Genomic DNA, 26,687 nt, shown 5'->3' with positions numbered 1-26,687 from the left:
CAGGCAATGCCGCGATTTTTTTCAAATAAACGATTGATTTTATTGCTCGTGGGCATCATTGTCCTCGTCGCTTTAATATCATTCTCCCTGCGAGACCGGCAAAATGCCTCCCTACCGGAGCAAATTGTTAATGATGTCGTCGGCTTCGGTCAGTCCCTTTTTTCGAAGCCGACGCATTATGTAACGAACATCATCGGAAATATTGATGCAGTCTTGAATACATACGAAGAGAATAAACGGTTGAAAGCGCGCCTGACCGAATATGCGGAGAACCAGGCGGCCTTGATGGATGTACAAGCTGAAAATAAACGCTTGCGCGACATCATTGGCAAGGAAGAGGACCTGCGTGCCTATGAACCGGTTCATGCGACAGTCATCTCCCGGAACCCCGATCAGTGGGAAGAGAAAATCATCATTGATAAAGGGCAAGTCCATGGGGTCAAGGAGAATATGGCCGTCATCACCGCAAATGGTTTGATCGGCAAAATCATCCTTGTGAATAAATTCACTTCGACTGTTGAATTGCTATCAACGGAAAATCGGAATTTCCGGGTCGCTTCCGTCATTCCGGGCGAAAAGCCCGCTTTCGGCTTGATCGAGGGATATGACCGGTCACGCCGTGAATTGATCATGAAGCGGATTGATTCTTCATTCGAAGTGGAGAAAGGCCAAAAGGTCATTTCATCTGGTCTTGGCGGCATTTTCCCGGCGGGTCTGCTCATCGGGGAAGTGACGGAAGTGTCGACGGATGACCATGGTTTGACGAAAATGGTGTTTATCCGCCCGGCGGCTGAATTTTCCATGTTGGATCATGTGATGGTCACGAAGCGACAGTCCGAGACAGTGGATGGAACTGATGGGAACGGGACGGCAGGTACGGAGAGGGAGGATGAATCATGAGCCGGTTCGTCATCCCTCTCATTGCTGTTCTTCTCTTTTTTCTGGAGCCGGTATTCAGCCTGTTTTCGCCGATCGAGCTCGGAGGGGAGCGCTATACGCTGGTCCCTCGGTTCGTCATCGTGTATCTCATTTTCATCACGGTTTTCTACAGCCGGCAACGGGCAATTACCTATGGTATCATTCTTGGACTCTTGTATGATATGTTTCACATTGATATTATTGGCTTATATGCCTTTCTTTTTCCGTTGATCTGTTTCATTGCCTCCTTGATCATCCGTCAAGTCCATCGGCATATGATGACAGTCATTTTGTTGATTTTATTTCTCATTGCGGTTCTCGAATTGCTTTCGTATTTCTTTGCCGCATTGGTTTCGTTGACGTCGATCGGGTTCGACGAATTCCTATCCAGCCGGCTGTTGCCGACCATGATTGCCAATTCGATATTCATCGCCCTTTTCGGATGGCTGTTTAAAAATCTGATAGATAAGAGGATATTGCAACGACAGGGCGAAATTCTATGAGTAAGGGGACTGCGGGGTGTCGCAAATGACGAAGCAGCAATATGTGACGATCAAAGGGACGAAAGATGGCCTTGTCCTACGTCTTGATGATAAATGCGCGTATTCGGATCTGATGGCAGAGCTCCGCGATAAAGTGCAGGACAGCGCCTTGGAAGGGCTTGCGGAAGTACGGGTCCATACCGGCAACCGTTTTTGCACCGAGGAGGAATTGCGGGAGATCATGGGAATCATCCATGAATCTCCGAATCTCCGAGTCTCGAAAATCAAAAGTGATGTGATCACGATGGAAGAATGCAATCGAAAAGTGATGGAGCAACAATCCGAAACGTTCGTCGGTATCGTCCGCTCCGGGCAGATCATTGAAGCGAAGGGCGATCTGGTTGTCATTGGCGATGTCAATCCGAATGGACAAGTCATCGCGGCGGGCAATATTTTCGTTCTCGGTCGGTTGAAGGGGATGGCGCATGCCGGAGCGAACGGGAACGAGCAGGCGGTGATCGCCGCATCCTGGCTCGAGGCGACGCATCTCCGGATTGCCGATAGATTGGAAACGATGACAGATGAATTAACCATCTTATCCGAGCATCCAGAAATGGAATGCGCGTATTTGCATCCGAACGGATTCATCGCGATTGACCGTCTGCAGGAATTGCGGAATCTCCGGCCAGGTCTATCATCGTTCAAAGGAGGAATCTAATTTGGGAGAAGCGATTGTAATAACATCTGGCAAAGGGGGCGTCGGCAAGACGACGACTACGGCGAATCTCGGGACAGCGCTCGCTCTGCAAGGCAGGAAAGTGTGCCTGGTGGACACGGATATCGGCTTGCGGAATCTCGATGTCATCCTCGGACTGGAGAACCGGATCATTTATGACCTCGTCGATGTCATCGAGGGCCGTTGCAAGATCCAGCAGGCGCTCGTCAAAGACAAACGGTTCGAAGATGGACTGTTCTTATTGCCAGCCGCCCAGACGACCGATAAGAATGCGGTGACCGCCGAACAGATGAAGGCGTTGATTACTGAACTGAAACGCGATTACGATTATATTTTAATAGATTGCCCTGCGGGAATTGAGCAGGGGTATAAAAATGCGGTGGCAGGCGCGGACAGCGCCATCGTCGTCACCACGCCGGAAATCTCGGCTGTCCGGGATGCCGACCGGATCATCGGTCTGCTCGAGCAAGAGGATATCGAGCCGCCGAAGCTCATCATCAACCGCATCAAGCGGCAGCTCATGGATTCAGGGGACGCGTTGGACGTCAATGAAATCACGACCCATTTATCCATTGATCTGCTCGGCATCGTCTTGGATGACGAAAATGTCATCAGCTCATCGAATAAAGGAGAGCCGGTTGTCATGAATCCGGCGAATCCGGCCGCGACCGGCTACCGGAACATCGCCCGCCGTATCCTCGGGGAATCGGTGCCGTTAATGTCCCTTGATGCAGGGAAGCCCGGTTTCTTTGGAAAATTGAAATCCATCTTTGCACGATGATTGGAAAACCTTCGACTTCGGTTGGAGGTTTTTTTGGTGGGTTGGGGGAGCGATTTTTTTTATTTTTAATTTTGGCTTTGGGCAGTCGGGAGGGGAAGGCCGGGCCTGACCATGACAGTTTCTCCGTTAGCTCTTAGAGTTTGGTGGATTGTCCTTACAGTTGCCCGAATTGCCATGATAGTTCGCTCAGTTTGTTTCTCCCAAGATTAATTTCTACCTACTATTCCGGCCGTCTCCAACATATACTGAAAAAAACGGGTGGTGCGGACGGATGAAATGGAGGACGAAGTGGTTTTTGGCGCTCCTGTTGACAGTCGGGATTTTCAGTGCCGCCAAGATGGAGAATCTAGGCGTTATTCAAAAGCCCGTCACGCCATACGTCACTTCCGGTAAAGATTTCGTGGCCATCAAGAAATGGATTGCTTCTATGATCGGCGATTCGGATGATGATACCATTGCGGTCATGGCAGGCGACCCGCATCGGGATGATCCATTTTCAGGATATGACTCCATGCAGCCGTTTCAAGACGGGGTCATTGCATCCTATTCGCAATCGTTGCCAATCGAGGCGCAGGGAAATGGGCTCGTCGTATTTACCGGGTTCACCCGTCAATCCGGGAAGACGATCACGGTTCTCTACGACGATGGTGATGAGGTGACGTACGGCTTTGTGGAAACCTTTTCAAAGCTTCCTTATACGACCGTCAAACGGGGGGACACGCTCGCGATGATGGGGGAAGGGGCTGTGTATTTAATGGTGAAGCGTGACGGCGTTCCATTGGATGCGTCCTTGCTGCCGACGTACTTTTCGGGAGAAGGCAAATGAGGATGCGGCTTCATCCATTGTTGTTGCCATTTTTCCTATTCCTTATCGTAACGGGGGGCATTGCCATGTATGCCCTCCTTTTTGTTTCCTTGTTGTTCCATGAAACGGGACATCTGGCAGCGGCCCGTTCGGTCGGCATGCGGGTACGGTCTTGCACGATCATGCCCTATGGCGGGGAGTTGATCATCCCGGATCGGCAGCTGGCTCCGAAACGGGATCGGCTCCTCGTCGCACTAGGCGGCCCGATGGCGACGGCGCTTTTGTTGCTGCTCGTTTCGGTTATTCCGTTTCCAGGGCAGGCTGACATGATTTTCATTCAACAAGCCTTGCTGTTGTTGAATTTGCTGCCGATCCTTCCGCTGGATGGGGGACAAGCGCTCTGTGCTTTATTGGAGAAGGAAGGAAACCGGTATCGCGTCCGGTCTTTTTTTCTTCTTCACTCCATCTTCCTGTTAGTGGTCGGCAGCATGTTGCTTGCCAGCTTTTTGCCTCAAAGCTTGCCTTACCTTCTCCTCTCGGCCTTTCTTCTCTTTCAGAATATCTCGGCGTTCCGGTTCCGGAAATACGGCCGGGCTTATGAACAGTTGAAAAAGCACGGAAAAAATATCGGTGAGAGAAACGAATAGACTATCAACTTAGAACTTAAGATAAATTTGGAGCAGAATAGAACAAGAGGGTAGGAGGATTTCATGGATAATCCATCTTCAAAGAACAATAAAAAGGTTAATGAAAATAGCAAGAATGAGCAACTGGAACGATTTCGCATACAAAACACAGGAAACCCTTTGACGACCAACCAATCAAAAAAATTATCAAACGATGAGGACCAATTAAAGGCTGGTGTTCGGGGACCTTCCTTGCGTCAGGACTATGAATTCTTTGAAAAGATGACACATTTTGTGCATGAACCGATCCCGGAACGAGAAGTTCATGCAAAAGGCTACGGAGCCCATGGTGAGTTTGAATGCTACCAGTCGATGAGCCAATTTACGAAAGCCGGATTTTTGCAGGAGGCTGGAAAAAAGACTCCTGTATTTGTCCGGTTTTCTACTGTGCAAGGAAGCAGAGGGTCTAAGGATACGGCAAGGGATTTACGTTGTAAAGGTGTCAAGTTTTAGACAGAGGAAGGCAATTACGACTTAACAACGATTGCTATGCCTGTATTAGTCAACCAAGACGCGATGTAGTTCCCTGATGTCATGCACGCATATCAGCCCGAGCCGCGCACTGGAATGCCGACAGCTGCCGGAGCACACGATACCTTTTGGGATTATGTAGCGAATAACCAGGAATCGCTTCATATGGTGTTGTGGATCATGTCCGACCGCGGCATTTTAAGAAGTTATCGAATGATGGAATCATGGTCGATCAATACGTACCTACTTGTTAATGAACAAGGGGTGGCGACCTTTGTGAGGTTTGTTTGGAAACCTGTCTTGGGCGTCCATTCCTTGCTGCAGGATGAAGCACAGAAAATCGGCGGAATCGACCCGGACTTCCATCGGCGGGATCTTAGAGAGGCGATTGACCGCGGAGCTTATGCTGAATACGAATTAGGCGTCCAGCTCATTTCGATGGAGGATGAGTTCAATTTCGATTTTGATGTTCTCGATCCAGCAAAGTTTTGGCCGGAAGAGGTCGTCCCTGTTCAGATGATCGGTAAAATGACCTTAAACCGGAATGTGGATAATGAATTTGCCGAATTGGAACAGGTCGCATTCAATCCGGCATACGTCGTTCCAGGGATTGATTTCTCCAATGCTCCTGTTTTACAAGGTAGGTTGATCGCTTATCAAAGTGCACAATATGATCGGCTGGGCAGTGCGAACTTCCAGGACTTGCCGATCAATCGGCCGCTCTGTCCGTTTCGTAATAATACGAGACAAGGTTTCATGAGGTATCGGATCGATGTAGACCAGGTTAGCTATCATCGCAACTCGCTGGCGGATAATACGCCATATACAACCCCTCCGGAAGAAGGAGGTTATGAATCTTACCCGAAAAAAATAGATGGGCACGCCATACGGGCACGGAGCAAATCGTAATTGTTGAAAAGAAGTTGATTCAATAGCAGGACTAGTCTTCTAGCTCCTTGATCAAGTCCAAGCATTATTCTCTTCCCCCGATAGAAAACCTCGATTTCATCCTCTATACTTAATACAACTTATCTTTACGAGATGCCGTGCAAGACATACGAATTGTAATGGAATGGGGAAAGAACGGCTTGACGTAAAACTTTTGGTATGGTAATATTCAAATGTTATTGTTTGTAGCACCCGTGCTACAACCGCTCTGAAAAGGTACAAGCATCCGTTGCGGATCACCTCGGAAGGCGAGTCTGAGTATAAAGGGGAGGTGCAAGGTATGTACGCAATCATTGAAACTGGCGGGAAACAAGTCAAAGTGGAGCAAGGTCAAGAGATCTTCATCGAGAAATTGGTGGGAGAAGCTGACGATGTCGTCACTTTTGACAAAGTCCTATTTGTAGGCGGAGATGACGTGAAAGTCGGAGCTCCATTCGTGGAAGGGGCAACTGTCACAGGTAAAATCGTGAAACAAGGCCGCGACCGTAAAATCACAGTCTATAAATATAAACCGAAAAAGAACTACCACAAAAAACAAGGTCATCGTCAACCATACACGAAAGTTGTCATTGACGGGATCAATCTGTAATTCGGCATGATCGAAGTTACGATTCATGAACAGTCGTCCGGTCGCATCCGGTCGTTTGAAATGAAAGGCCATGCGGATTACGCGGAGCACGGCAAGGACCTTGTCTGCGCCGGTGCGTCCGCCGTATCATTTGGCGCTGTCAATGCGGTAATCGCCCTGACAGGTATGACGCCATCCATCCAACAAGGATCGGACGGCGGCTACTTGCAAGTCGAGTTTCCGGAAGGACACGAAGCCGAGCGTGACATCCAAATGATTTTGAAGGCGATGGTCGTTTCTTTGCAGACGATCGAGCAGGATTATGGACAGCATATACAGATACGATTTAGAAAATAGGAGGTGAAACCAATGCTACGCTTGGATCTTCAGTTTTTCGCATCGAAAAAAGGGGTAGGTTCGACAAAGAACGGTCGTGACTCCGAATCGAAACGTCTTGGCGCAAAACGTGCAGACGGTCAATTCGTTTCCGGCGGTTCGATCCTTTATCGCCAACGCGGAACAAAAATTCACCCAGGTGAAAACGTAGGCCGCGGTGGAGACGATACTCTATTCGCAAAAGTCGACGGCGTCGTTCGTTTCGAACGCTTCGGCCGTGACAAAAAGAAAGTCAGTGTGTACCCTGTTGCACAGGAAGCATAATGATCAGAAAAGACCGCCCCGCGCGGTCTTTTTTTTGTTGGGTGGAAGCTAAGAGGTGCTCACACAATTTACGCCCTACGAATTGTGCGAGTACCGCGGAAATCTGCTGCGCCCATAACATCGCGCCCTGCGCCCATAACTCCTGCGCCGCGCTCATAACCCCATGCCCGCGCTCAAAAATCCGCATTTCTCGCTCATAATCCCGCGCCCCGGGCCCATAATTTCCCGTCAGCCATCCCCCTCCAAAAAACAACATCAATTCTTTTGGCGTAGAAAGGGACGGAAGTGCTATACTGTATACATGTAAGAGTTGGCGGTGAAGGAAGATTGAAAAATAAACAGTTGTCTGTGGCAGAAACGTTAAAATTTGCAAGGCATGACTTTTTAAATGATCTTCAGTTAATTCTGATGCATATCGATCTGGGGCAATTGCCCGAGGCCAAGAAAACGATCCAAGCGGCGACGGGGCGGATGCGTCAAAGTGCGCTATTGGAAAAGCTCGGGCTTCCGAAAACCGTCCTGTGGCTCAGTACGTTCAGCTGGCGCTTCCCTTCATTCACAACGAAGTTGAATTGCGAAATTCAGCAGGCGGTCGGGCAGGTAGAGGACGAACCGCTTGTGGAATTTCTTGAGACGGTGTTCCAGGAAGCGGTGAAGCGGTTGGATGTTACCGCAGCTTATGACTTGCAGATCGATGTCCATTCGTCGAAGACTGATTGGTTCATCCGGTTCCAAGTGGAAGGGCCGATGGGGAATCAACAGCCTAAGCCTACACCAGCGGTAGCGGATGCGTTTGCGGTCGACGGGTCAATTTCACATAATCAATGGATGTTCACTGTGCGTGGACAATAGGAGGATATTAATCAATGTTTGTCGATCATGTAAAAGTATATGTCAAAGGCGGTGACGGAGGAGATGGAATGGTCGCCTTCCGACGGGAGAAATACATCGCTTACGGTGGTCCCGCCGGCGGGGATGGTGGCCGGGGGGGCAACGTTGTCTTCATCGTGGATGAAGGGCTTCGCACTTTGATGGACTTCCGGTATCAGCGCCATTTCAAGGCGTCAAAAGGAGAGAACGGCGGCAGCAAAAACCAGCACGGCCGCGGGGCATCCGATCTGGTTGTCAAAGTTCCGCCTGGCACAGTCGTGACGGATGCCGAAAGCGGCACAGTCATTGCCGATCTCGTGGAACATGGCCAGAAAGCGGTCATTGCGAAAGGCGGCCGGGGAGGGCGTGGGAACAGCCGCTTCGCCACTCCCCGCAACCCGGCACCGGAATTATCCGAAATGGGCGAGCCGGGGGTAGAGCGCGAAGTCATCCTGGAGCTGAAAGTATTGGCGGATGCCGGACTGGTCGGTTTCCCCAGTGTCGGCAAATCGACGTTACTGTCCGTCGTTTCCGCCGCGAAACCGAAAATCGCCGATTACCATTTCACGACGCTCGTCCCGAATCTCGGCATGGTGGAAACGGAAGATGGGCAGGCCTTCGTCTTGGCCGATTTGCCAGGACTGATCGAAGGAGCGCATGAAGGGGTCGGATTAGGTCATCAATTCCTGCGCCATATTGAACGGACGCGGGTCATCATCCACGTTATTGATATGTCAGGACTGGAAGGGCGCGACCCGTACGAAGATTACGTGACCATCAATGAAGAGTTGGAAAAATACAATTTGCGTCTCACGGAAAGGCCTCAACTCATTGTCGCAAATAAAATGGATATGCCGGATGCAGAAGAGAATCTGGAGCGATTCAAGGAAAAGTTAAACAATGAAGATGCGAAAATCTTTCCGATTTCCGCCATCACCCGGAAAGGGTTGGATGAGCTTTTATTCGCCGTGGCGGAACTGCTTGAAACGACGCCGGAATTCCCGATTCATGAAGTTGTCGAGGAAGAGGAACATTCGGTATTGTACAAGCATGAATCGGAAACGCCTGATTTTGAAATTTCCCGTGATGATGATGGGGCCTATGTCTTGTCAGGTTATACGATCGAGCGCCTATTCAAGATGACGGACTTCAATTTCGATCAATCTGTCCGTAAATTTGCGAGACAAATGCGCGGGATGGGCGTGGACGATGCGCTGCGGGAACGTGGGGCAAAAGACGGCGACATCGTCCGGATCCTGAATTTCGAATTTGAATTTATTGAATAACCAACGGCAAAGCCGGATCGAATCCCGCATCGGCAGGAAGCTGCAGGATTGCGTCCTCCGATTGGGCATTCACCGGACTTTTGCGAACCTCTATAGATGAAACAGAAAATGTCCAAGGGGGATCGGGATGAAACAAATGGGGGAAGGGCAGCATTTTTATTTGGTCAGGGAAGATGCTTTGACTGAATCCATGCAGAAAATGCTGGAAGCCAAACGTTTGCTGGCAAGCGGGGAGGAAACGACGATTCAAGATGCGACAAAACGGGTCGGTTTGTCGCGCAGTGCGTTTTATAAGTATCGCGATACGGTGTTTCCTTTCGAATCAATCACAAGCGAAAGGATTTTGACGATTTTTATTCAATTGGAAGATCGGAAAGGTTCGCTCGCCACTTTGTTGCGGATCATTTCGGAAGCGAAATGCAATGTCTTGACCATTCACCAGACAATTCCGGTCCAGGCTCGGGCGAACATCACCCTTTCGCTAAACGTGACCGACATGTCCATTAAGTTGGAAGAGTTTTTGGGACGGCTCAAAGCGCCTGAATTTGTCGACTCTGTCGTGTTGATCAGTTCGGGGGCCATTTGAGCCGTGTTTTCCTCGCGGATACATTGCACGCCGTCCGAGATGGGGCGGCGTTGCTATTGATTTTGATTGGAACAATTGGAGGCTAGATGTATGGAGAACACAACATTTTCACCGACGGTCGCTTATTTGGGGCCGGAGGGTTCATTCACCCATATTGCGGCGGCCCACTTATTCGGGTCGACGGGGTTGGTACCACAGCAGACGATACCTGATTGCATTGAAGCGGTCACGGTCGGTCATGTCGCCTACGCGGTCGTCCCGTTGGAAAACGCGTTGGAAGGCTCGGTTCCGATGACGATGGATTATTTATTCCACGGAAGCGATCTGTTCATCAATGCGGAATTGTCGATTCCGATTGAGCAGCATCTTCTGGTCCATGAACGGCAACTGGACCACGTGGAGGAGTTGGAATCGGTTCATTCCCACCCGCATGCATTGGCGCAATGCCATAACTATTTGCGAAATCATTACCGCCGGGTTCCACTGATCCAGACAACTTCCACGGCGGCCGCTGCGAAATACGTCCAAGAACATCCGGAAGAGCGGATTGCAGCAATCGGCAACCGGCTGGCGGCGGAAACATATAATTTGCGCATTGCGGAGGAGAGCATCCATGATGTCCGCACGAACCATACCCGTTTTGTGGTCCTGTCATTGCGCAAGGAATTTTTGGAATTGGGCGGGAAATCGGAAAGCGCGAAAACGACGTTGATGATTAAATTGCCGGATGAGGACCGGCCGGGTATTTTGCATCAAATCCTATCCGTCTTCGCGTGGCGTCGTCTGAACTTGAGCAAAATTGAATCCCGTCCGATGAAAACCGGACTGGGCCACTATTTTTTCATCATCGACGTTTTGGAGGATGAACAGCATCCGATGATGAAAGGTGCGTTTGAAGAATTGGCCGCACTGAATTGCGCCGTCCATTCGCTTGGCTCCTTCTATACATATGAACAACAACCGTCACGCTGAACAAGCATGGCGGTTGTTTCTGTTTTGTTTTCCGGCAGGGGCTGACCGTATACTACTGTCCCCGTTTTCATATACATGACTAGAGGGAGGTTCCGCCTTGGGTTATAAATTGGGCGTCACAAAGCGGGCCATCCGTTCATACGATGAAATGATGGAAGGGGGAAATTTGTTAGTGGAAGTCCATGTTGTTGTCAAAGGGGATACCTTATGGAAAATTGCCAGGCAGTACGGGATCCCGTTCGAAGAGTTGAAACGGGTGAATGCACATCTGGCAAACCCCGATTATATCGTTCCTGGCATGAAAATTTTCTTGCCCGCCACACATGTGAAAAAGGGGGAGAAGGCACCCCATGTAAAGCCGGGGGAGAAAGGGCAGGCTCCGAAACCACCGCAACATAAGGCGCCAACATCCAAGCCTCCTCAGCAGAATCCGCCGAAATCCAAGCAGCCAATTCCGCTGCCGCCCGCTCCTAAAGTGAAGCCTGAGCGGCCGCCTGTCGCACCGCCGTCACCGCCAGTCACGGAAATGCCACAGATGCCGCAAATGCCGCAGATGCCGCAGATGCCACAGATGCCAATGCCACCGACTCAGACCCAGCCGATGCCATGCTATCAGCCGATCATCAGTATTCCATGCGGTTGGCTTCCGATTTTCGATGCGGACTGCTATCCATTTATGCATTCCGGCCAGATCCAAGCAATGCCGGCGCCCATGCAGCCGATGCCTGAAGTGCTACCCGACAGGGATATGGATATGGTAAAAGACGAATCTCCGATGCTTCCTATGGCTCCTATGACTCCGATTGCGCCAGCTCCACCACCGCCGATGCCCCGATTTGCAACGGAAGGTTGGGAAATGCTGGAGTCGCCAGACATCGAGGCGGATGATATCTCGTTAATGGAATCGGTCTATTGTCCGCCGGAAGATGGGTATATCCCGCAAGCCGTTTCGCCTGCCATGCAGCCGGAGCAGTGGGGGCCTGTCATGCCGATGCACCATCATCATGGTTGCGGCTGCGGATGTGGTTGTGGAGGAGGACATCAGATGCCGATGATGTCGCCGGTGCATGTCATGCATCCATGCGGCTGCCATTCGATGACCCATCCGTACGGATACAATTGGTACGGGAACTATTGACGGGTGTATGGCACTGGATGAGCGATATAAACAAATAAAAGAAAACGTCTGGAAATGGGAACAGGGGAAAAATTGTTTTTCCGTGAAACGATACCGTTCCATGTCCACCGCCATGAAAGTCCGGCATATCCATGAACAATTGCGCTTAATCGATTTTCCGCACATCATCCCGGTTGCTGCAGAGAGCGGCGATGGCCCTCTGACTTTCGTTCAGCCTTGGCTGGAGGAAGCAAGGGCGGTCAACTTTAAAAAGAGGGCGGATCGGACCGACTCCCTTGCCGCCCTCCATGCCTTGCATGCTACAAGGAAAGACGTGGATTGGGCCGTTTCCCCTTATTTGCATATCCACCCGCTCGTCGCCAAATGGGAAGACCGGATCGAGAGGTTCCATGACATCCGAGGTCCTTGCGAAACGTTCCTCGGGAAAGGTCCGGTGGATGACATCTTTTTCTATGCGACGGAGGCGATGAGCGTCATCCGGAAGACGTACGTCGGAACGAAGGACCTCACGTTGTTGCATGGCGATGTGGTACATCATAATATCCTCCGGGACCGATCTGGCGTCATCCGGTTCATAGACTTCGACCTCGCTTGTTCGGGGCCGGCAGGTACGGAGGTCGCCTTGTGGATTCATCGGGTGATGCCTCAAGTTGGATATGATATTGAATTCCTTTTTGATGAACAGCCGAGTCTGAAGGAATTGGATCCCGACTTGCTGCCGCTCTTGCTTTATCCTAATGAATTGCTTCGCGAATGGCTTCATTTGTTCACGTTGCCTGCAGACAGCCGGGCGAGGCAGGCGAATCGCCTCCTCCCTTTCACGCAGAGTGCACTCTCTCATTGGCCGAAACTATGGTATGATGTAGAACGGATCAATATATGAGGAGTGAAGTCATGGCAGGGCATTCCAAGTGGAAAAACATCCAGGCGCGCAAAGGGGCACAAGATGCAAAGCGGGGGAAGATTTTCCAGAAGATGTCGAAAGAAATTTATGTCGCAGCTAAAGCGGGTGGATCTGACACGGATTCCAACGCAGCATTGCGGCTAGCCATCGAAAAGGCAAAAAGTGCCAACGTTCCGAACGATGTCATCAAACGGGCAATTGACAAAGCGACAGGGGCGGGGGCAGCCGAGCATTATGAAGAAGTCGTCTATGAAGGATACGGTCCAGGCGGTGTCGCCGTATTGGTGTACTGTCTGACCGAAAACCGCAACCGGACGGCGCCGAATATCCGGGTCGCTTTCAACAAGAATGGGGGCAGCCTCGGGGAAAGCGGATCGGTCAGCTACCTATTCGATCGGAAAGGCCGATTGTTCATCGAACGGACAGCCGACACCGACGAAGATGCCGTCATGATGGCGGCGCTGGAAGCGGGCGCGGAAGATATCGTTTCGACCGAGGAAGGATTCGAAGTGTTGACGACGCCTTCCGAGTTCCTAAGTGTCAAGGGAGCGTTGGAAGAGGACGGCATCGAATTCGTTTCGGCAGAAATCGAAATGGTCCCTTCCATGTACAATGAGCTTTCCGGAGAGAATGAGGAACTGTTTGAAAAGATGATCGACGCACTCGAAGACGATGATGACGTGCAAGATGTCTATCATAATGCGAGTGAATGATGGGGGGAGGGCTATCCGGGAGCGCGGATAGCTCTTTTTTCTGTTTGTATTCTTGAAGGCTGATAACGTTTGCCGCGAATATGACAAAATTGGAGTCAAGGAGAAGCGGCGGTTTCTTTAGAAATAGCTTCCTTGTCGGAAGTGTGTCTGAATTGTCGTGGTGACTGTCACCAAATGGATGGAAAGTGCGTTCGTATGCTATAATGAAAGTTACGTTGAAAACTGTGTTCAGAATACCTCATTGTAGGGGGAGAAGTGGTTGTACGATTACATAAAAGGGATTGTCACCCGGGTGACACCCGAATATATTGCATTGGAACAGGGCGGAATCGGCTGGCAGGTCTTGACGCCGAACCCGTATGCTTTCCATATGACGGACGAGATTCAGCAAGTGTTCATTTACATGCACGTCCGGGAAGACACGCAGATGCTTCTGGGCTTTAAGACGCTGGAGCAGCGGGAGCTATTCAAGAAATTGATCACCGTTTCCGGCATCGGGCCGAAAGGGGCGTTGGCTATCCTGGCGAGCGGCATCCCTTCCCAAGTGATCGGCGCGATTGAACGGGAGGATGAATCCTTCCTCGTCCAATTTCCGGGAGTGGGCAAGAAAACGGCCCGCCAGATGATCCTCGACCTGAAAGGGAAGCTCCACGATCTGTTCACGGAAATCGATCTGCCGGATGAAGAAGTCACCTTGTTGACGATGGCTGAAAACGGCGCTCTCGATGAAGCGATGCTCGCCTTGGAAGCGCTTGGCTATTCGCAAAGGGAACTGGCAAAAGTCAAGCCGAAGCTCGAAGAAGAAGAGCGAGACACGGAAGGCTATATGAAATGGGCCCTTCAGCTTTTATTAAAACAGAAATGATGAACATAGAAAGGAGTACAGATGATGGAGGATCGGGTGCTATCGGCAGAGGTGACAAATTTCGATGAACACTTTGAACAATCTTTGAGACCTCAATTCCTGAACCAGTATATTGGGCAGGATAAGGTGAAGGACAATCTCGGCATCTTCATCGAAGCGGCGAAGGGGCGGCAGGAAAGTTTGGACCACGTTCTGCTCTATGGACCGCCCGGCCTCGGAAAGACGACGTTGGCGAACGTCATTGCGAATGAAATGGGAGTCAATGTCCGAATGACGAGCGGGCCCGCAATTGAACGTCCGGGCGATCTGGCGGCGGTCGTGTCGTCGCTTGAACCGGGGGATGTGCTGTTCATCGATGAAATCCATCGATTGAACCGTTCCATCGAGGAAGTGCTTTATCCGGCGATGGAGGATTTCTGCCTCGATATCATCGTCGGGAAAGGCCCTGCCGCCCGTTCAATCCGGCTCGATCTGCCTCCGTTTACCTTGATCGGTGCGACGACTCGTGCAGGATCCTTGTCGGCGCCTCTCCGTGACCGCTTCGGCGTGCCGTTGCGGCTGGAGTATTATGATGTCGATCCATTGAAAGAAATCGTCATACGCAGCGCTCATCTGTTCGAGGTGGAGATCGATGGACAGGCTGCCATGGAAATTGCGCGCCGTTCCCGTGGGACCCCGCGGATTGCGAACCGGCTATTGCGCCGCGTCCGTGATTATGCACAGGTGCGCGGAACGGGAGCGGTGACGCTGGAGATGTCGAAAGAAGCGCTTGAAATGCTGCAGGTCGACTCGCATGGTCTCGACCATATCGACCATAAGCTGCTGACCGGGATGATTGAACGGTTCCGGGGGGGGCCGGTCGGAATCGACACGATTGCTGCAAGCATCGGGGAGGAATCGGTGACGATCGAGGATGTGTATGAACCGTATTTATTGCAGATCGGTTTCATCCAACGGACTCCGCGCGGGCGGGTGGCGACCCCGCTGGCGTACGAACATTTCGGCTATCCGATCCATGATCAGGATGGAAATTAACCTTTAATAGAGGAGACGTTATCGAGTATGGAAGTAAATGATTTTGATTTTGATTTGCCGGAACGGCTGATTGCCCAGACTCCGTTGGCGGATCGGACGGCGAGCCGGCTCATGGTGCTCGATCGGAAGACCGGGGAAGTGACGCACCGTCATTTTCGTGATCTCGTCGATGAGCTGGAAGCGGGCGATCTTCTCGTCCTGAATGACACACGTGTCTTGCCTGCGCGGCTGATGGGATTAAAAGAGGACACGGGTGCCTCGATCGAAGTATTGTTGTTGAAGGAAATTGGGGAAGATGAGTGGGAGACGTTGGTCAAGCCCGCAAAACGGGTGAAAATCGGAACGATAGTGACATTCGGGGATGGTCGTCTGAAAGCGCGTTGTACGAGCATCTTGGAACAAGGCGGACGGACATTCCAGTTCTTATACGACGGCATCTTTTACGAAATTTTGGATGCGCTCGGCCAGATGCCGCTGCCACCTTATATTACGGAAACGCTTGACGATCAATCCCGCTACCAGACGGTCTTCGCGAAGGAGCGGGGCTCAGCGGCCGCACCGACTGCTGGCCTTCATTTCACAGAAGAGATTCTGGATGAAATCAAGGCGAAAGGCGTCGGCGTCGAATTCATCACACTGCATGTCGGGCTCGGGACATTCCGCCCGGTGAGCGTCGATTCGATCGAGGACCACACGATGCACTCCGAGTATTATCAAGTATCGGAAAGCACAGCCCAGGCAATCAATGCTGTGAAAGAAGCGGGTGGCCGGATCATCGCGGTCGGTACGACTTCCGCCCGGACGCTTGAAACGATCGGCTCGGCACATGATGGAAAGATTGTACCGGAGAGCGGCTGGACTTCGATTTTCATTTATCCGGGTTATGAATTCAAAATATTGGATGGTCTAGTAACCAATTTTCATTTGCCGAAATCGACATTGATCATGTTAGTATCCGCTTTATCGACGCGTGAACATGTACTGAAAGCATATCATGAGGCGGTTCAGGAAAATTATCGCTTCTTCAGTTTTGGAGATGCGATGTTCATGAAACCGCCGAAGAGGAAGGAATCATAAAGATGGCAGCAATCACCTACGAACATATTAAGACTTGCAAGCAGACCGGTGCCCGGCTTGGCATCGTCCATACACCGCACGGGTCGTTCGAAACGCCCGCATTCATGCCGGTTGGAACTCAAGCCACCGTCAAAACAATGTCTCCGGAAGAATTAAAAGAAAACGGTGCGGGCATCATCCTAAGTAATACGTACCATTTATGGCTTCGTCCAGGACACGACATTATCAAAGAGGCTGGAGGACTTCATGCCTTTATGAATTGGGACCGCCCGATTTTGACCGATTCCGGCGGATTCCAAGTGTTTTCCTTGAGCGAATTCCGGAAAATCGAAGAAGAAGGGGTTCATTTTAGACATCATCTGAATGGCAGCAAATTGTTCCTGAGCCCGGAAAAAGCGATGGAAATCCAAAATGCGCTCGGCTCGGATATTATGATGGCTTTCGATGAATGCCCACCATTTCCTGCAACGCATGAATATATGAAAGCGAGTGTCGAGCGGACTTCCCGCTGGGCCGAACGTTGTTTGTCCGCGCATGCCCGTCCGGAAGACCAAGGCCTATTCGGAATTGTCCAAGGTGGGGAATACGAAGACTTGCGCAAACAAAGCGCAAAAGACCTTGTGTCCCTTGACTTCCCAGGCTATGCGATCGGCGGCTTGTCGGTCGGAGAACCGAAAGATATCATGAACCGCGTGTTGGAGTTCACAACGCCTCTCCTGCCGCAGGATAAACCGCGCTATCTCATGGGGGTCGGATCGCCGGATTCACTTATCGACGGCGCCATCCGGGGCATCGATATGTTCGACTGCGTATTGCCGACGCGTATCGCTCGGAACGGTACACTCATGACGAGCAATGGCCGCGTCAATATTAAAAACGCCCAATACGAACGCGACTTCGGGCCACTTGATGAAAATTGCAGTTGCCATGTGTGCCAAACGTACAGCCGGGCGTACATCCGCCACCTCATTCGGGCAGGCGAGACATTCGGCATCCGATTGACGACCTATCACAACCTTTCATTCCTCTTGCAGCTGATGGAGCAAGTTCGGGAAGCTATTCGGAATGATCGTCTCGGTGATTTCCGGGAAGAATTTTTTGAGCAGTATGGATTCAACAAACCGAATGCAAAAAACTTCTGAATCTTGTATAATGAATCGAGATTGAAAGGGGGATGACTCAATGGAAAATTTAGCAGGTTTACTGCCATTTGTGGCCATGTTCGCAGTAATGTGGTTCTTGCTGATCCGACCAGCTCAAAAAAGACAAAAAGCGACGAAGGCGATGCAGGAAGGTTTGAAACGTGGAGATCACGTAATTACAATCGGCGGCCTTCATGGCACCATCGATGCTGTCGACGAAACGTCTGTGTTTTTGAAAGTCAACAATGGTACGATACTTCAATTCGATAGACAAGCAATCGGACGCGTGACAGAGTCCGTCTGATTTCGAATGACTCATCAAAGAGGCCAAGCACTGAGGGACACACCCTCGGACCTTGGTCTTTTTTTCGTGTATAGCCGCAGTTGCGGTATGGGTATCCTTCTTAAAAAAGGGGAGGGTTTTTGGATGTACGATTTGTTAGTCATCAGTTATCGGACTGTGTTGCTTTATGTGCTGATCTTGATCATCCTCCGAATCATGGGGAAGCGGGAAGTCGGTGAACTTGGTGTCATTGACGTAGTGGTCTTTGTCATCATGGCGGAGGTGGCGGCATTCGCATTGGACTCTCCCGACAAGAAACTGATCCAATCCATCGTGCCGATGATCATCCTGCTCGTCATTCAATATGCTTCTTCCTTCCTTTCATTAAAGAGCAAGAACTTCAGGGATATAGTGGACGGAGGTCCCGCTCTTATCATTCGGCATGGAATCATTATGGAAGAGGAAATGCGGCGGCAACGGTACAATTTGGATGACTTGTTTCAACAGCTCCGGGAACAGCAAGTCGGATCCATTCATGAAGTCTCATTCGCCTACTTGGAGCCGTCCGGAAATTTATCCGTTTTTAAGCATGATAGCGTTCAACCGGTCCTCGCCCTTATTTCGGACGGCGTCATCCAAGGCAAGCATGTGAAAATGATCGGGAAAACGGAAAAATGGCTCGAAACCGAACTGCGCAAAATGGGCATTTCGGATCCAAGCCATATCTTTTATTGTTCTTATGAAAACGGATCGTTGCAATATCAATTGAAGGAGCAGCATCAATGATGCTTCAATAGTCTTTTGAACAATGAAAAATCCCGCTTTTTCACTTGGCCCGTCAGAACAAGGACGGCCAAGAGGAATAAGGAAGTGATGAGACATTCCGTAAAAAGATGATACTCGCCGATCGGGATGAACAATGGCCGCATGATAATGGTCATGATAAACGAGGCATACGGCAAGACAAACATTGTGAATCCGGTATTCGTCGATTTGTTTTTCCGCAATGTGGCAATGTGGAGGAATGAAGTGACCAGGACCCCGAAACCGATGGCGAGCACGGCACCGGTCTCTTGCAACCCGGGTTGCGAGGCTAGGACGAACATGACACCTAGCTTGGCAATCCCGCCATAGACTGAGTTCATCATCCCCGCTTTCGCTTCGCCAGTTGCCTGTAAAATGGAGTAGAGCGGGCTTTGGATGTAATAAAAGAAAAAAACCGGAGCGAGGATGGACATATATTTGCCCCCCTCTGTCACATGGAACAGAGTTTCAGCGAGTGCCTGGCCATGTATGAAAAAGACGGCCGCTGCAAAAGTACCGGTCAACGCGGAAAGTCGGAGGGACAAATGGATCCGTTCCCGCAATTTCCCTTTATTCTTAGACGCTGCCGCCCCGCTGACAGCCGGTACGAGGACAACCGCCAGCGCATAAGGGATAAAGGACGGGAATAGCAGGAGCGGGATAAGCACTCCCGAAATGACGCCGTATAGTGAAGTTGCGGCAAGTGCGGTGACGCCTGACACAGCCAACGCACGTAAGAAAATGATCGGTTCAAGAAACCATGTGAAGGTGCCGAACAACCGGCTGCCCGACGAGGGAAGCGCGATGGAAAGCAACGGCTCGAACGGATAGCGATCTGGCTTTTCCTTAGTTGGCGTGACTCTCTTTTTCTTCTGCCAATATTTGAAGAGTAAATAAAGGACGGAGAGCATTTCAGCCAACAATGTAATCCCCATTGCATAGGCGGCATTCATTGCAGAATTATCGGCAACCAGAACTGAAGGGAGCAACCAGGTGATGAGTGCGATTCTGCAGATTTGCTCCAAAATTTGCGACCAAGCCGTTTCCTCAATCCGGGCAATCCCTTGGAAATAGCCCCGGATCAGACCACCGATGGCCGCAACAGGCACGATGGCGATTCCTACATACAACGTCAAGGAAGAGGCGGTATTGCCGAGCAGCGTCTCCGATAAATAAGGGACGAAAAGAACAGAGGCGGGTATGAAGACCATGCCCGTCAGGATGGTAATGAAAGTGGCTGTCCTCATGACGGCCGGGAGTTTGGCGCTTTGCCCTTTCACCTCCAGTTCGGCAATCACTTTGGCGATGGCGATCGGAACTCCGAGTTGAACGAGCGATAGGAAAAAAATGAACGCGGGATAGGCCGTCATATAGATTCCGACCGCTTCTTCACCCGCGACCCGCATGAATTGCATCCGATATACAAAACCTAGCAGTTTCGATAAAAAGACTGCGGCCATGAGCACGACCGTTCCCCGGATAAATGAAGACAACTTGAACAACTCCTTCTCATTTCCGATCATTTCGTATACAATAAATGTATGCACGCCATGTTGCACTTACGACTGCTCGGGAAGGGGAGGGAACGATGGCGATCAAATTCGAACAACATTTCATCCATATGTTGCCGGCGCTTCAAAGCAAGAGGAATGAACTGCATTTATACGGCTATACCTCGGTGACAGAAGAGGAAATCTGGACCTATTGCGTACATAAAAAATGGCGCAAGAAAGACGTCGACGCCATGCGCGTCTTTGAAATCGCCAAAGACATTCTACGAATTTCGCCCGCTGAATTCATGACATTCACCCAAATAGAAGAGCAACGTGAGGGTAATTGGTTCTCCGATTTGAACAGTGAAGAACTGCAAGCGTTGCTTGCACCGCCAAAAGTCGAAAATAATTAATAAAAAATGGTACACGTCCATTTGACACGCGGATGCCCGTGTTTCATAATGGACGTGTTGCATTTTTTTAAAATGATTAACTCGAAGTAATTTAATAGGAATATATGCTTTTTTTGGAAGAGAGTGCACTTGGTGCACGCTTCAAAGAATGAGGAGGAAATGGTTTTATGAAAAGTAGAAGTAGGATTGTCGCGTTCCTATTATTGCTCGTCTTATTCGGGTCACTAATCGGATCGACTGCCAATCCAATTGTGAAAGATGTCAAATTAGGTCTTGACTTACAAGGCGGATTCGAAGTCCTGTATCAAGTTGAACCGCTGAAAAAAGATGGACAAAAAATAACCGAAGATATGGTGAAGGACACGGCAAACGCCTTGTCGAACCGGATCGACGTGCTTGGCGTCAGCGAGCCGAGCATCCAAATCGAATCCAACAACCGAATCCGTGTCCAGCTTGCCGGAGTAGAAGATCAGAAATCAGCTCGTGAGTTATTATCCACGCAAGCGAATCTGACGTTCCGGGATGCTGATGATAACCTGATTTTGGACGGGAACGATCTGAAAGAAGGGAAAGCGAAAGCGAACTTTGACGATACCGGAAAACCGGTCGTAACGCTGGAAATGAAAGATCCGAAAAAATTCGGTGAAGTAACGACGATGATTTCACAGAAGAGACCGGAAAACGTAATGGTCATCTGGCTCGACTTTGTGGAGGGCGAGGATTCATTCCGGGAAGAGGCCCAAAAACCTAACCCGAAATTCATCTCCGCGCCGTATGTTCAAAATACGATCCAATCATCGAACGTAGAGATTTCTGGTAGTTTCACGGTGGAGGAGACGAAGAATCTCGCGGGAATCCTGAATGCCGGCGCCTTGCCGGTTCACTTGGAAGAAATCTATTCCACTTCGGTCGGTGCCCAGTTCGGTGAGCAGGCGTTGAACAAAACGGTTTTCGCCGGCATCGTCGGGATTGCGCTCATCTTCCTATTCATGCTGTTCTATTATAGACTGCCAGGGTTTGTGGCTGTCATCACCTTATCGGTTTATATCTATTTGATTTTACTTGTCTTTACATTGATTAACGGTGTGCTGACATTGCCGGGAATTGCCGCCCTTATGCTCGGGGTTGGGATGGCCGTCGATGCAAACATCCTGACATATGAAAGGATCCGGGAGGAACTGAGGGTCGGAAAATCAGTCAAGACATCCTTCATGGCGGGTGCGAAATCATCCTTTACTGCCATCCTGGACGCCAATATCACTACATTATTGGCAGCGGTTGTGCTGTTCATTTTCGGGACAAGTTCGGTCAAAGGGTTTGCGACGATGCTTATCATCAGTATCCTTGTCAGCTTCTTGACAGCGGTCTGGGGTTCGAGGTTGCTACTTGGATTGCTGGTCAATAGTGGATCTCTAGATGGAAAAACAGGTCTGTTCGGCATTTCCAAAAGCCGCGTTCATGCACCGGAAGAACAGATGGAATCGCTGGATCTTACGACGAAATTCGACCGTTTCGATTTTGTTCACAGCCGGAAGCGATTTTATGTAATTTCAACAGTGCTGTTGACAGCCGGCATTATCATGCTCGCTGTATTCAAATTGAACCTCGGGATCGACTTCTCGAGTGGTACCCGTATTGAAATCTTGGCGGAAAAGCCATTGACGAAGGAAGTTGTGACGGACTACTTGGAAGAGATCGGGCATCCGTCGAATGATATCGTCATTTCTGGTGAGTCGGGTAATATTGGGGTTATCCGATATAAGGAAGAGTTTAAACAGGAAGAGATCAATAAACTAAAATCAGAAATCGCAACGGAGTATGGAGCGGAACCGAATATCTCGACCGTTTCGTCGACAGTCGGTGAAGAATTGGCGCTAAATGCGTTTAAAGCGCTCTTAGTTGCCGCATTAGGTATCATCATCTATGTCGCCTTCCGTTTTGAATGGCGGATGGGGGTCGCATCGATTGTCGGGCTGATCCACGATGCTTTCTTCATGGTTGCCCTCTTCAGCATCTTGCGTCTTGAAGTGGATATCACGTTCATTGCGGCAGTCCTGACGATTGTCGGATATTCGATCAATGATACGATCGTTACCTTCGACCGGATTCGTGAAAACTTGAATCGCCGTGGCGTCATCGATAATGTGGATGAGTTGGCCGATATCGTGAATAAATCCCTCCGTCAAACATTGGGACGTTCCGTCAACACCGTGCTAACCGTCATCTTCGTTGTCGTCGCCTTGATGCTGCTAGGGGCTGAATCGATCAAGACCTTCTCGATCGCCTTGCTCGTCGGTTTGCTGGCCGGTACGTACTCTTCGATCTTCATTTCCGCTCAAATCTGGTTTGACTTGAAAAAGCGGCAACTGAAAGACAAAGGCACATTGAATGTCAAACAAGAGAAGAAACAATGGGGATCGGACGAACCGGTCGTCTAATTGAATACGGAATTGCCCGTCTGCCCACCAGACGATGCGTTTCATCTTTGGGAACAGGGTATACTACGGTATACCTTGTTTTTTTATGCACTGGGGGCGAGAAGTGCTGATATCCCGTACGAAGCGCTGATGACATACACCAAAAGCTATGAACCCCCGCTTATGAACCACATCATCGAAAGGAGGAAATCCCGTGAAATTCCAATGGACTCTGTTATTCGGACTTTTATTTGCGATTTTGATTGCCGTCTTCGCTGTTTTCAATGTGGATTCGGTCGAAGTGAATTATGTTTTTGGTACAGCGATGTGGCCGCTCGTCTTGGTCATTTTGGGATCGGCCCTGCTCGGTGCGTTGACAAGCGGGTTTGTTGCCATCTTCCGCTCCTACCGCTCCAACCGCCGTATCAAAGAATTGCAGAAAGAGCTGGCGGCCAAGGAAACGACCATTGCCGCGCAGCAAAATGAAATTGCCGGCCTTCAACGATATTACAAACCATTCGAACCGGAATCCGTCGACCTCAACGAAAAAGCTGCAGAATGACCTACCCAACTAACTTTCCCGAACTCTCTGGGAAAGTTTTTTTCTTTTCTACTTCGACATAGTATTTCCTTTTAGATACATAGGACATCCGGTATAATGACGATAAGGATGTGAACCAAATTGATTGAATCAAAGAAAAGATGGACGATTAGTAGGCCGGATGACGAGATTGTCAAAACGCTGCAATCGACTCTCGGTATTCCATCTGTCCACGCCAAAATCCTGGCTGCCCGTGGGATTACAGACCCGACCGAGGCGAAAGCTTTTTTACATATGGATGAAACTTGCTTGCATGACCCGTTTTTATTTCACGATATGGACAAAGCGGTCAAGATCATCGGCCGTGCCATTTCCGAACAGAAGAAGATTGTCGTCTATGGGGACTATGATGCGGATGGCGTGACGAGTGTCTCCGTCTTGACGACGGCATTGGAACGACTGGGGGCAGATGTCTTCTTCGCCATTCCAGACCGCTTTAAACACGGCTACGGGCCGAATCGGGAGCTGTTCGAGGAATTGCATGAGCAAGGGGCATCGCTCATTATCACAGTCGATAACGGAATTTCCGGAATCGGTCAGATCGCCCATGCCAAATCGCTCGGTATGGACGTGATCATCACCGACCACCATGAAATCGGGGAAACGATGCCGGCAGCGGATGCTGTCATCCATCCCCGGCACCCGGAAGGCTCCTATCCGTTCGGTGAATTGGCCGGCGTCGGGGTGGCGTTCAAATTGGCCTGTGCCTTGCTCGGCGAAATCCCACATGACTTGATCGAGCTTGTCGCAATCGGCACGGTGGCCGACCTGGTGCCGCTTCGGGACGAAAACCGCTATTTGGTCAAAGAGGGGATCCGTCGCATGCGCCGCTCCACACGTCCGGCCATCCAGGCGCTTGCCCGTGTGGCAGGTGCGGAGCAAGCCGGGTTGAATGAAGAATCGATCGGTTTCACGATCGGCCCTCGAATCAATGCGGCAGGACGCTTGGGCGATGCAAAACCCGCTGTCGATCTTCTGAAAACGGACGATGAGGGGGTTGCCATGGCATTGGCCGAGCAACTGGACTCGTTGAACAAAGAAAGGCAAGCCATCGTTTCGAATATCACAAAGGAAGCGGAGCGGATGATCTCCGACACCTACGGGGACAAGATCCCATACGTATTCGTCATAGCGGGCGAGGGATGGAATCCGGGTGTCGTCGGAATCGTCGCCAGCCGGTTGACGGAGAAATATCATCGGCCTTCCATCGTCCTTTCATTGGATTCGGAAGCGGGCACGGCAAAAGGGTCGGCCCGCAGTATTTCGGGATTCGACTTGTTCGGGGAACTGTCAAAAAATACGAATCTACTGCCGCATTTCGGAGGCCATCAAATGGCGGCCGGCATGTCCCTGGCGATCGAAGATATCGACGACCTGCGCCAAAATTTGAATGCCCAAGCGGCGGAAGTTCTGACGGAACAGATGTTGATTCCCGAAAAAGTGATCGATGTCCCGTTAAAGTTGGAAGAGATCAATGTGGATGTGCTGGAATCGCTTGAAATCCTCCGACCTTTCGGAATGAGTTTCGAAAAGCCGGCTTATATGATCGAAAAGTTGACGACTGCAACCGTACGGCAAATCGGGGCGGATAAAAACCATTTGAAGCTGGAACTGCAGGATGGGGAGTGGAAGCTGGACGCGATCGGTTTCCGGTTTGGCCATATGGCGGATCATATGACACCGGACATCACGTTGTCCCTCGTCGGTGACTTGCAGGTGAATGAATGGAACGGCCATAAAAAGCCGCAGTTGTTGATCGAAGACGTCCGTTCGGATGACTGGCAGTTATTCGATTTGCGCGGCATCCGGGAACCGTCCCGTTGGCTTCCGAAAATTCCGCTGAAGCATACCTTATTTGTCGCGTTCCGGGATCGGACCATTTCCCGCCTCCCGTCTACGATGCAAGGAATTTCCGTCCTTCATTATGGGAAAGATCAATTAAAGGAAGCGGAAAATGTTGTCTTGCTCGATATGCCGAATGCCAAGACGGAATTGGAACATGTCATCCAGACGATTGTGCCCGACCGGATCTATGCCCATCTGCATGAGCCTGAATCGAAGTATTTCGACGGGATTCCGGGCCGTGATCAGTTCGGATGGTTTTACACCTTTTTGAAAAAACGGGGCAGTTTCGATATGAACCAAAACGCGGATCTGCTGACCAAACATATGGGTTGGAAAAAGGATACGGTTTATTTCATGTCTCAGGTGTTTTCCGAGCTTGGATTTGTTAAGATAGAGAATGGCGTGGCTTCCGTCGTGGAAACTGCCGACAAGCGGGATTTAGCGGAAGCGCCGTCTTATCGACAGAGACAACGGCAAATCGAATTGGAAAAAAGATTGCTTTATGCATCCTATTTCGAGTTGAAGCAATGGTTCGAGACGATCCGGAATGGGATCGACAGGGAGGAATAATTGATGGATTTGAAACAATATGTAACGCTTGTCCCGGATTATCCAAAAGAAGGGATCAGCTTTAAAGATATCTCAACGATCATGGATAATGGCAAAGCTTATAAATATGCTACGGATGAAATCGTCAAGTATGCGAAAGAGGTAGGGACGGACATTATCGTTGGCCCGGAAGCAAGGGGCTTCATCATCGGTTGTCCGGTAGCGTATGCGTTGGAAGTCGGCTTTGCTCCGGTCCGCAAGCCTGGCAAATTGCCGCGCGAAACCATCGCGGTGGAATATGATCTGGAATACGGAAAAGATACGTTGACAATCCATAAAGATGCCATCCAACCAGGACAGCGCGTCTTGATTGTCGATGATTTGTTGGCAACCGGCGGGACAGTCGGCGCGACCATCCAATTGGTGGAGAAGCTGGGCGGCATTGTGGCGGGTTGCGCATTCATCATTGAGCTTTCCTATTTGAACGGACGTGAAAAACTGCAAGGTTATGATACACGCTCGTTAATCACCTATTAAAAAATTGACAATACTTAGTCCTCCGTGGAAACAGCGGGGGATTTTTCTATACATGGACTCTTTACATTCAGCTAGTATTACACATACAATAAGAATATTATC

General features: G+C 50.2%; 28 protein-coding genes, 1 pseudogene and 1 other annotated feature. Of the genes and pseudogenes, 28 read left to right on the top strand and 1 reads right to left on the bottom strand.

Annotation, left to right across the window (positions count from 1 at the left end; translation table 11 throughout):
- The first annotated feature begins 6 nt into the window (after positions 1 to 6).
- From mreC to OXB_RS15375, 23 genes and pseudogenes are all read left to right on the top strand, one after another.
- Positions 7 to 900 (top strand): rod shape-determining protein MreC, encoded by an 894-nt coding sequence (gene mreC / locus OXB_RS15490; protein ID WP_041075337.1) that lies wholly within the window; start codon positions 7 to 9, stop codon positions 898 to 900.
- Positions 897 to 1,421 (top strand): rod shape-determining protein MreD, encoded by a 525-nt coding sequence (gene mreD / locus OXB_RS15485; protein ID WP_041075336.1) that lies wholly within the window; start codon positions 897 to 899, stop codon positions 1,419 to 1,421. Before mreC ends, mreD begins: the two co-directional genes overlap by 4 nt.
- A gap of 25 nt (positions 1,422 to 1,446) precedes the next feature.
- Positions 1,447 to 2,118: a septum site-determining protein MinC gene (gene minC / locus OXB_RS15480; protein WP_041076978.1), complete on the top strand. Its 672-nt coding sequence runs from the start codon at positions 1,447 to 1,449 to the stop codon at positions 2,116 to 2,118.
- A gap of 1 nt (position 2,119) precedes the next feature.
- Positions 2,120 to 2,917, top strand: a complete 798-nt coding sequence (gene minD, locus OXB_RS15475) for a septum site-determining protein MinD (RefSeq protein ID WP_041075335.1) — start codon at positions 2,120 to 2,122, stop codon at positions 2,915 to 2,917.
- Between the two features lie 271 nt (positions 2,918 to 3,188).
- Positions 3,189 to 3,743, top strand: a complete 555-nt coding sequence (locus OXB_RS15470; RefSeq protein WP_041075334.1) for a M23 family metallopeptidase — start codon at positions 3,189 to 3,191, stop codon at positions 3,741 to 3,743.
- Positions 3,740 to 4,369 (top strand): site-2 protease family protein, encoded by a 630-nt coding sequence (locus OXB_RS18115; protein WP_070098214.1) that lies wholly within the window; start codon positions 3,740 to 3,742, stop codon positions 4,367 to 4,369. Before OXB_RS15470 ends, OXB_RS18115 begins: the two co-directional genes overlap by 4 nt.
- A 63-nt stretch (positions 4,370 to 4,432) precedes the next feature.
- Positions 4,433 to 5,785, top strand: a pseudogene (locus OXB_RS15460) (catalase); the annotation flags it as partial.
- Between the two features lie 233 nt (positions 5,786 to 6,018).
- Positions 6,019 to 6,093 (top strand) — a sequence feature (ribosomal protein L21 leader region).
- Between the two features lie 14 nt (positions 6,094 to 6,107).
- Positions 6,108 to 6,416, top strand: coding sequence for a 50S ribosomal protein L21 (rplU, locus tag OXB_RS15455; protein WP_041075333.1), 309 nt, complete (start codon positions 6,108 to 6,110; stop codon positions 6,414 to 6,416).
- Between the two features lie 6 nt (positions 6,417 to 6,422).
- Complete coding sequence (locus OXB_RS15450; RefSeq protein ID WP_041075332.1) at positions 6,423 to 6,752, top strand: ribosomal-processing cysteine protease Prp; 330 nt, start codon at positions 6,423 to 6,425, stop codon at positions 6,750 to 6,752.
- 12 nt (positions 6,753 to 6,764) lie between these two features.
- The gene (gene rpmA, locus OXB_RS15445) at positions 6,765 to 7,055 is read left to right on the top strand and encodes a 50S ribosomal protein L27 (protein WP_041075331.1); all 291 of its coding nucleotides are present in this window, start codon (positions 6,765 to 6,767) and stop codon (positions 7,053 to 7,055) included.
- Between the two features lie 327 nt (positions 7,056 to 7,382).
- Positions 7,383 to 7,907, top strand: a complete 525-nt coding sequence (locus OXB_RS18110; protein WP_052484101.1) for a Spo0B domain-containing protein — start codon at positions 7,383 to 7,385, stop codon at positions 7,905 to 7,907.
- Between the two features lie 14 nt (positions 7,908 to 7,921).
- Complete coding sequence (gene obgE / locus OXB_RS15430; RefSeq protein ID WP_041075329.1) at positions 7,922 to 9,211, top strand: GTPase ObgE; 1,290 nt, start codon at positions 7,922 to 7,924, stop codon at positions 9,209 to 9,211.
- Positions 9,212 to 9,338: 127 nt separating this feature from the next.
- Entirely contained in the window at positions 9,339 to 9,797 is a 459-nt protein-coding gene (locus OXB_RS15425; RefSeq protein ID WP_041075328.1) for an ACT domain-containing protein, read from the top strand.
- Between the two features lie 90 nt (positions 9,798 to 9,887).
- Entirely contained in the window at positions 9,888 to 10,769 is an 882-nt protein-coding gene (pheA, locus tag OXB_RS15420) for a prephenate dehydratase (protein WP_041075327.1), read from the top strand.
- Between the two features lie 97 nt (positions 10,770 to 10,866).
- A complete protein-coding gene (locus OXB_RS18105) occupies positions 10,867 to 11,907 on the top strand; it encodes a LysM peptidoglycan-binding domain-containing protein (protein WP_052484100.1) in 1,041 nt (346 codons plus the stop codon).
- A gap of 7 nt (positions 11,908 to 11,914) precedes the next feature.
- Positions 11,915 to 12,790, top strand: coding sequence for a phosphotransferase (locus OXB_RS15410; protein WP_052484099.1), 876 nt, complete (start codon positions 11,915 to 11,917; stop codon positions 12,788 to 12,790).
- Between the two features lie 11 nt (positions 12,791 to 12,801).
- Positions 12,802 to 13,524: a YebC/PmpR family DNA-binding transcriptional regulator gene (locus OXB_RS15405; RefSeq protein WP_041075326.1), complete on the top strand. Its 723-nt coding sequence runs from the start codon at positions 12,802 to 12,804 to the stop codon at positions 13,522 to 13,524.
- 259 nt (positions 13,525 to 13,783) lie between these two features.
- Entirely contained in the window at positions 13,784 to 14,389 is a 606-nt protein-coding gene (ruvA, locus tag OXB_RS15400) for a Holliday junction branch migration protein RuvA (RefSeq protein WP_041075325.1), read from the top strand.
- Positions 14,390 to 14,413: 24 nt separating this feature from the next.
- Positions 14,414 to 15,424 carry a Holliday junction branch migration DNA helicase RuvB gene (gene ruvB, locus OXB_RS15395; protein ID WP_041075324.1) on the top strand — a complete coding sequence of 337 codons (1,011 nt, stop codon included), beginning with the start codon at positions 14,414 to 14,416 and terminating at the stop codon, positions 15,422 to 15,424.
- A 27-nt stretch (positions 15,425 to 15,451) separates the two neighbouring features.
- Positions 15,452 to 16,501 (top strand): tRNA preQ1(34) S-adenosylmethionine ribosyltransferase-isomerase QueA, encoded by a 1,050-nt coding sequence (queA, locus tag OXB_RS15390; RefSeq protein ID WP_041075323.1) that lies wholly within the window; start codon positions 15,452 to 15,454, stop codon positions 16,499 to 16,501.
- A 2-nt stretch (positions 16,502 to 16,503) separates the two neighbouring features.
- On the top strand, positions 16,504 to 17,643 hold the full coding sequence (gene tgt, locus OXB_RS15385; RefSeq protein WP_041075322.1) for a tRNA guanosine(34) transglycosylase Tgt: 1,140 nt from the start codon (positions 16,504 to 16,506) through the stop codon (positions 17,641 to 17,643).
- A 40-nt stretch (positions 17,644 to 17,683) separates the two neighbouring features.
- The gene (gene yajC / locus OXB_RS15380) at positions 17,684 to 17,947 is read left to right on the top strand and encodes a preprotein translocase subunit YajC (protein ID WP_041075321.1); all 264 of its coding nucleotides are present in this window, start codon (positions 17,684 to 17,686) and stop codon (positions 17,945 to 17,947) included.
- A gap of 123 nt (positions 17,948 to 18,070) precedes the next feature.
- Positions 18,071 to 18,712: a DUF421 domain-containing protein gene (locus OXB_RS15375; protein WP_041075320.1), complete on the top strand. Its 642-nt coding sequence runs from the start codon at positions 18,071 to 18,073 to the stop codon at positions 18,710 to 18,712.
- Here the strand turns inward: OXB_RS15375 and OXB_RS15370 are convergent.
- Positions 18,706 to 20,223 carry a putative polysaccharide biosynthesis protein gene (locus tag OXB_RS15370; protein ID WP_041076968.1) on the bottom strand — a complete coding sequence of 506 codons (1,518 nt, stop codon included), beginning with the start codon at positions 20,221 to 20,223 and terminating at the stop codon, positions 18,706 to 18,708. The genes OXB_RS15375 and OXB_RS15370 overlap by 7 nt on opposite strands.
- Before the next feature lie 95 nt (positions 20,224 to 20,318).
- On the opposite strand from OXB_RS15370, the gene OXB_RS15365 reads away from it, so the two are divergent.
- The 5 genes from OXB_RS15365 (at position 20,319) to OXB_RS15345 (ending at position 26,585) form a co-directional block, all read left to right on the top strand.
- On the top strand, positions 20,319 to 20,636 hold the full coding sequence (locus OXB_RS15365; protein WP_041075319.1) for a post-transcriptional regulator: 318 nt from the start codon (positions 20,319 to 20,321) through the stop codon (positions 20,634 to 20,636).
- A gap of 167 nt (positions 20,637 to 20,803) precedes the next feature.
- Complete coding sequence (gene secDF, locus OXB_RS15360) at positions 20,804 to 23,074, top strand: protein translocase subunit SecDF (RefSeq protein ID WP_041075318.1); 2,271 nt, start codon at positions 20,804 to 20,806, stop codon at positions 23,072 to 23,074.
- Between the two features lie 193 nt (positions 23,075 to 23,267).
- Positions 23,268 to 23,615 (top strand): LapA family protein, encoded by a 348-nt coding sequence (locus tag OXB_RS15355; RefSeq protein WP_041075317.1) that lies wholly within the window; start codon positions 23,268 to 23,270, stop codon positions 23,613 to 23,615.
- 120 nt (positions 23,616 to 23,735) lie between these two features.
- On the top strand, positions 23,736 to 26,069 hold the full coding sequence (gene recJ / locus OXB_RS15350; protein WP_041075316.1) for a single-stranded-DNA-specific exonuclease RecJ: 2,334 nt from the start codon (positions 23,736 to 23,738) through the stop codon (positions 26,067 to 26,069).
- 3 nt (positions 26,070 to 26,072) lie between these two features.
- A complete protein-coding gene (locus tag OXB_RS15345) occupies positions 26,073 to 26,585 on the top strand; it encodes an adenine phosphoribosyltransferase (RefSeq protein ID WP_041075315.1) in 513 nt (170 codons plus the stop codon).
- Positions 26,586 to 26,687 lie beyond the last annotated feature (102 nt).

Source organism: Bacillus sp. OxB-1 (assembly GCF_000829195.1).
GTDB lineage: Bacteria > Bacillota > Bacilli > Bacillales_A > Planococcaceae > Sporosarcina.
This window is presented reverse-complemented; position numbering and strand designations above follow the sequence as displayed.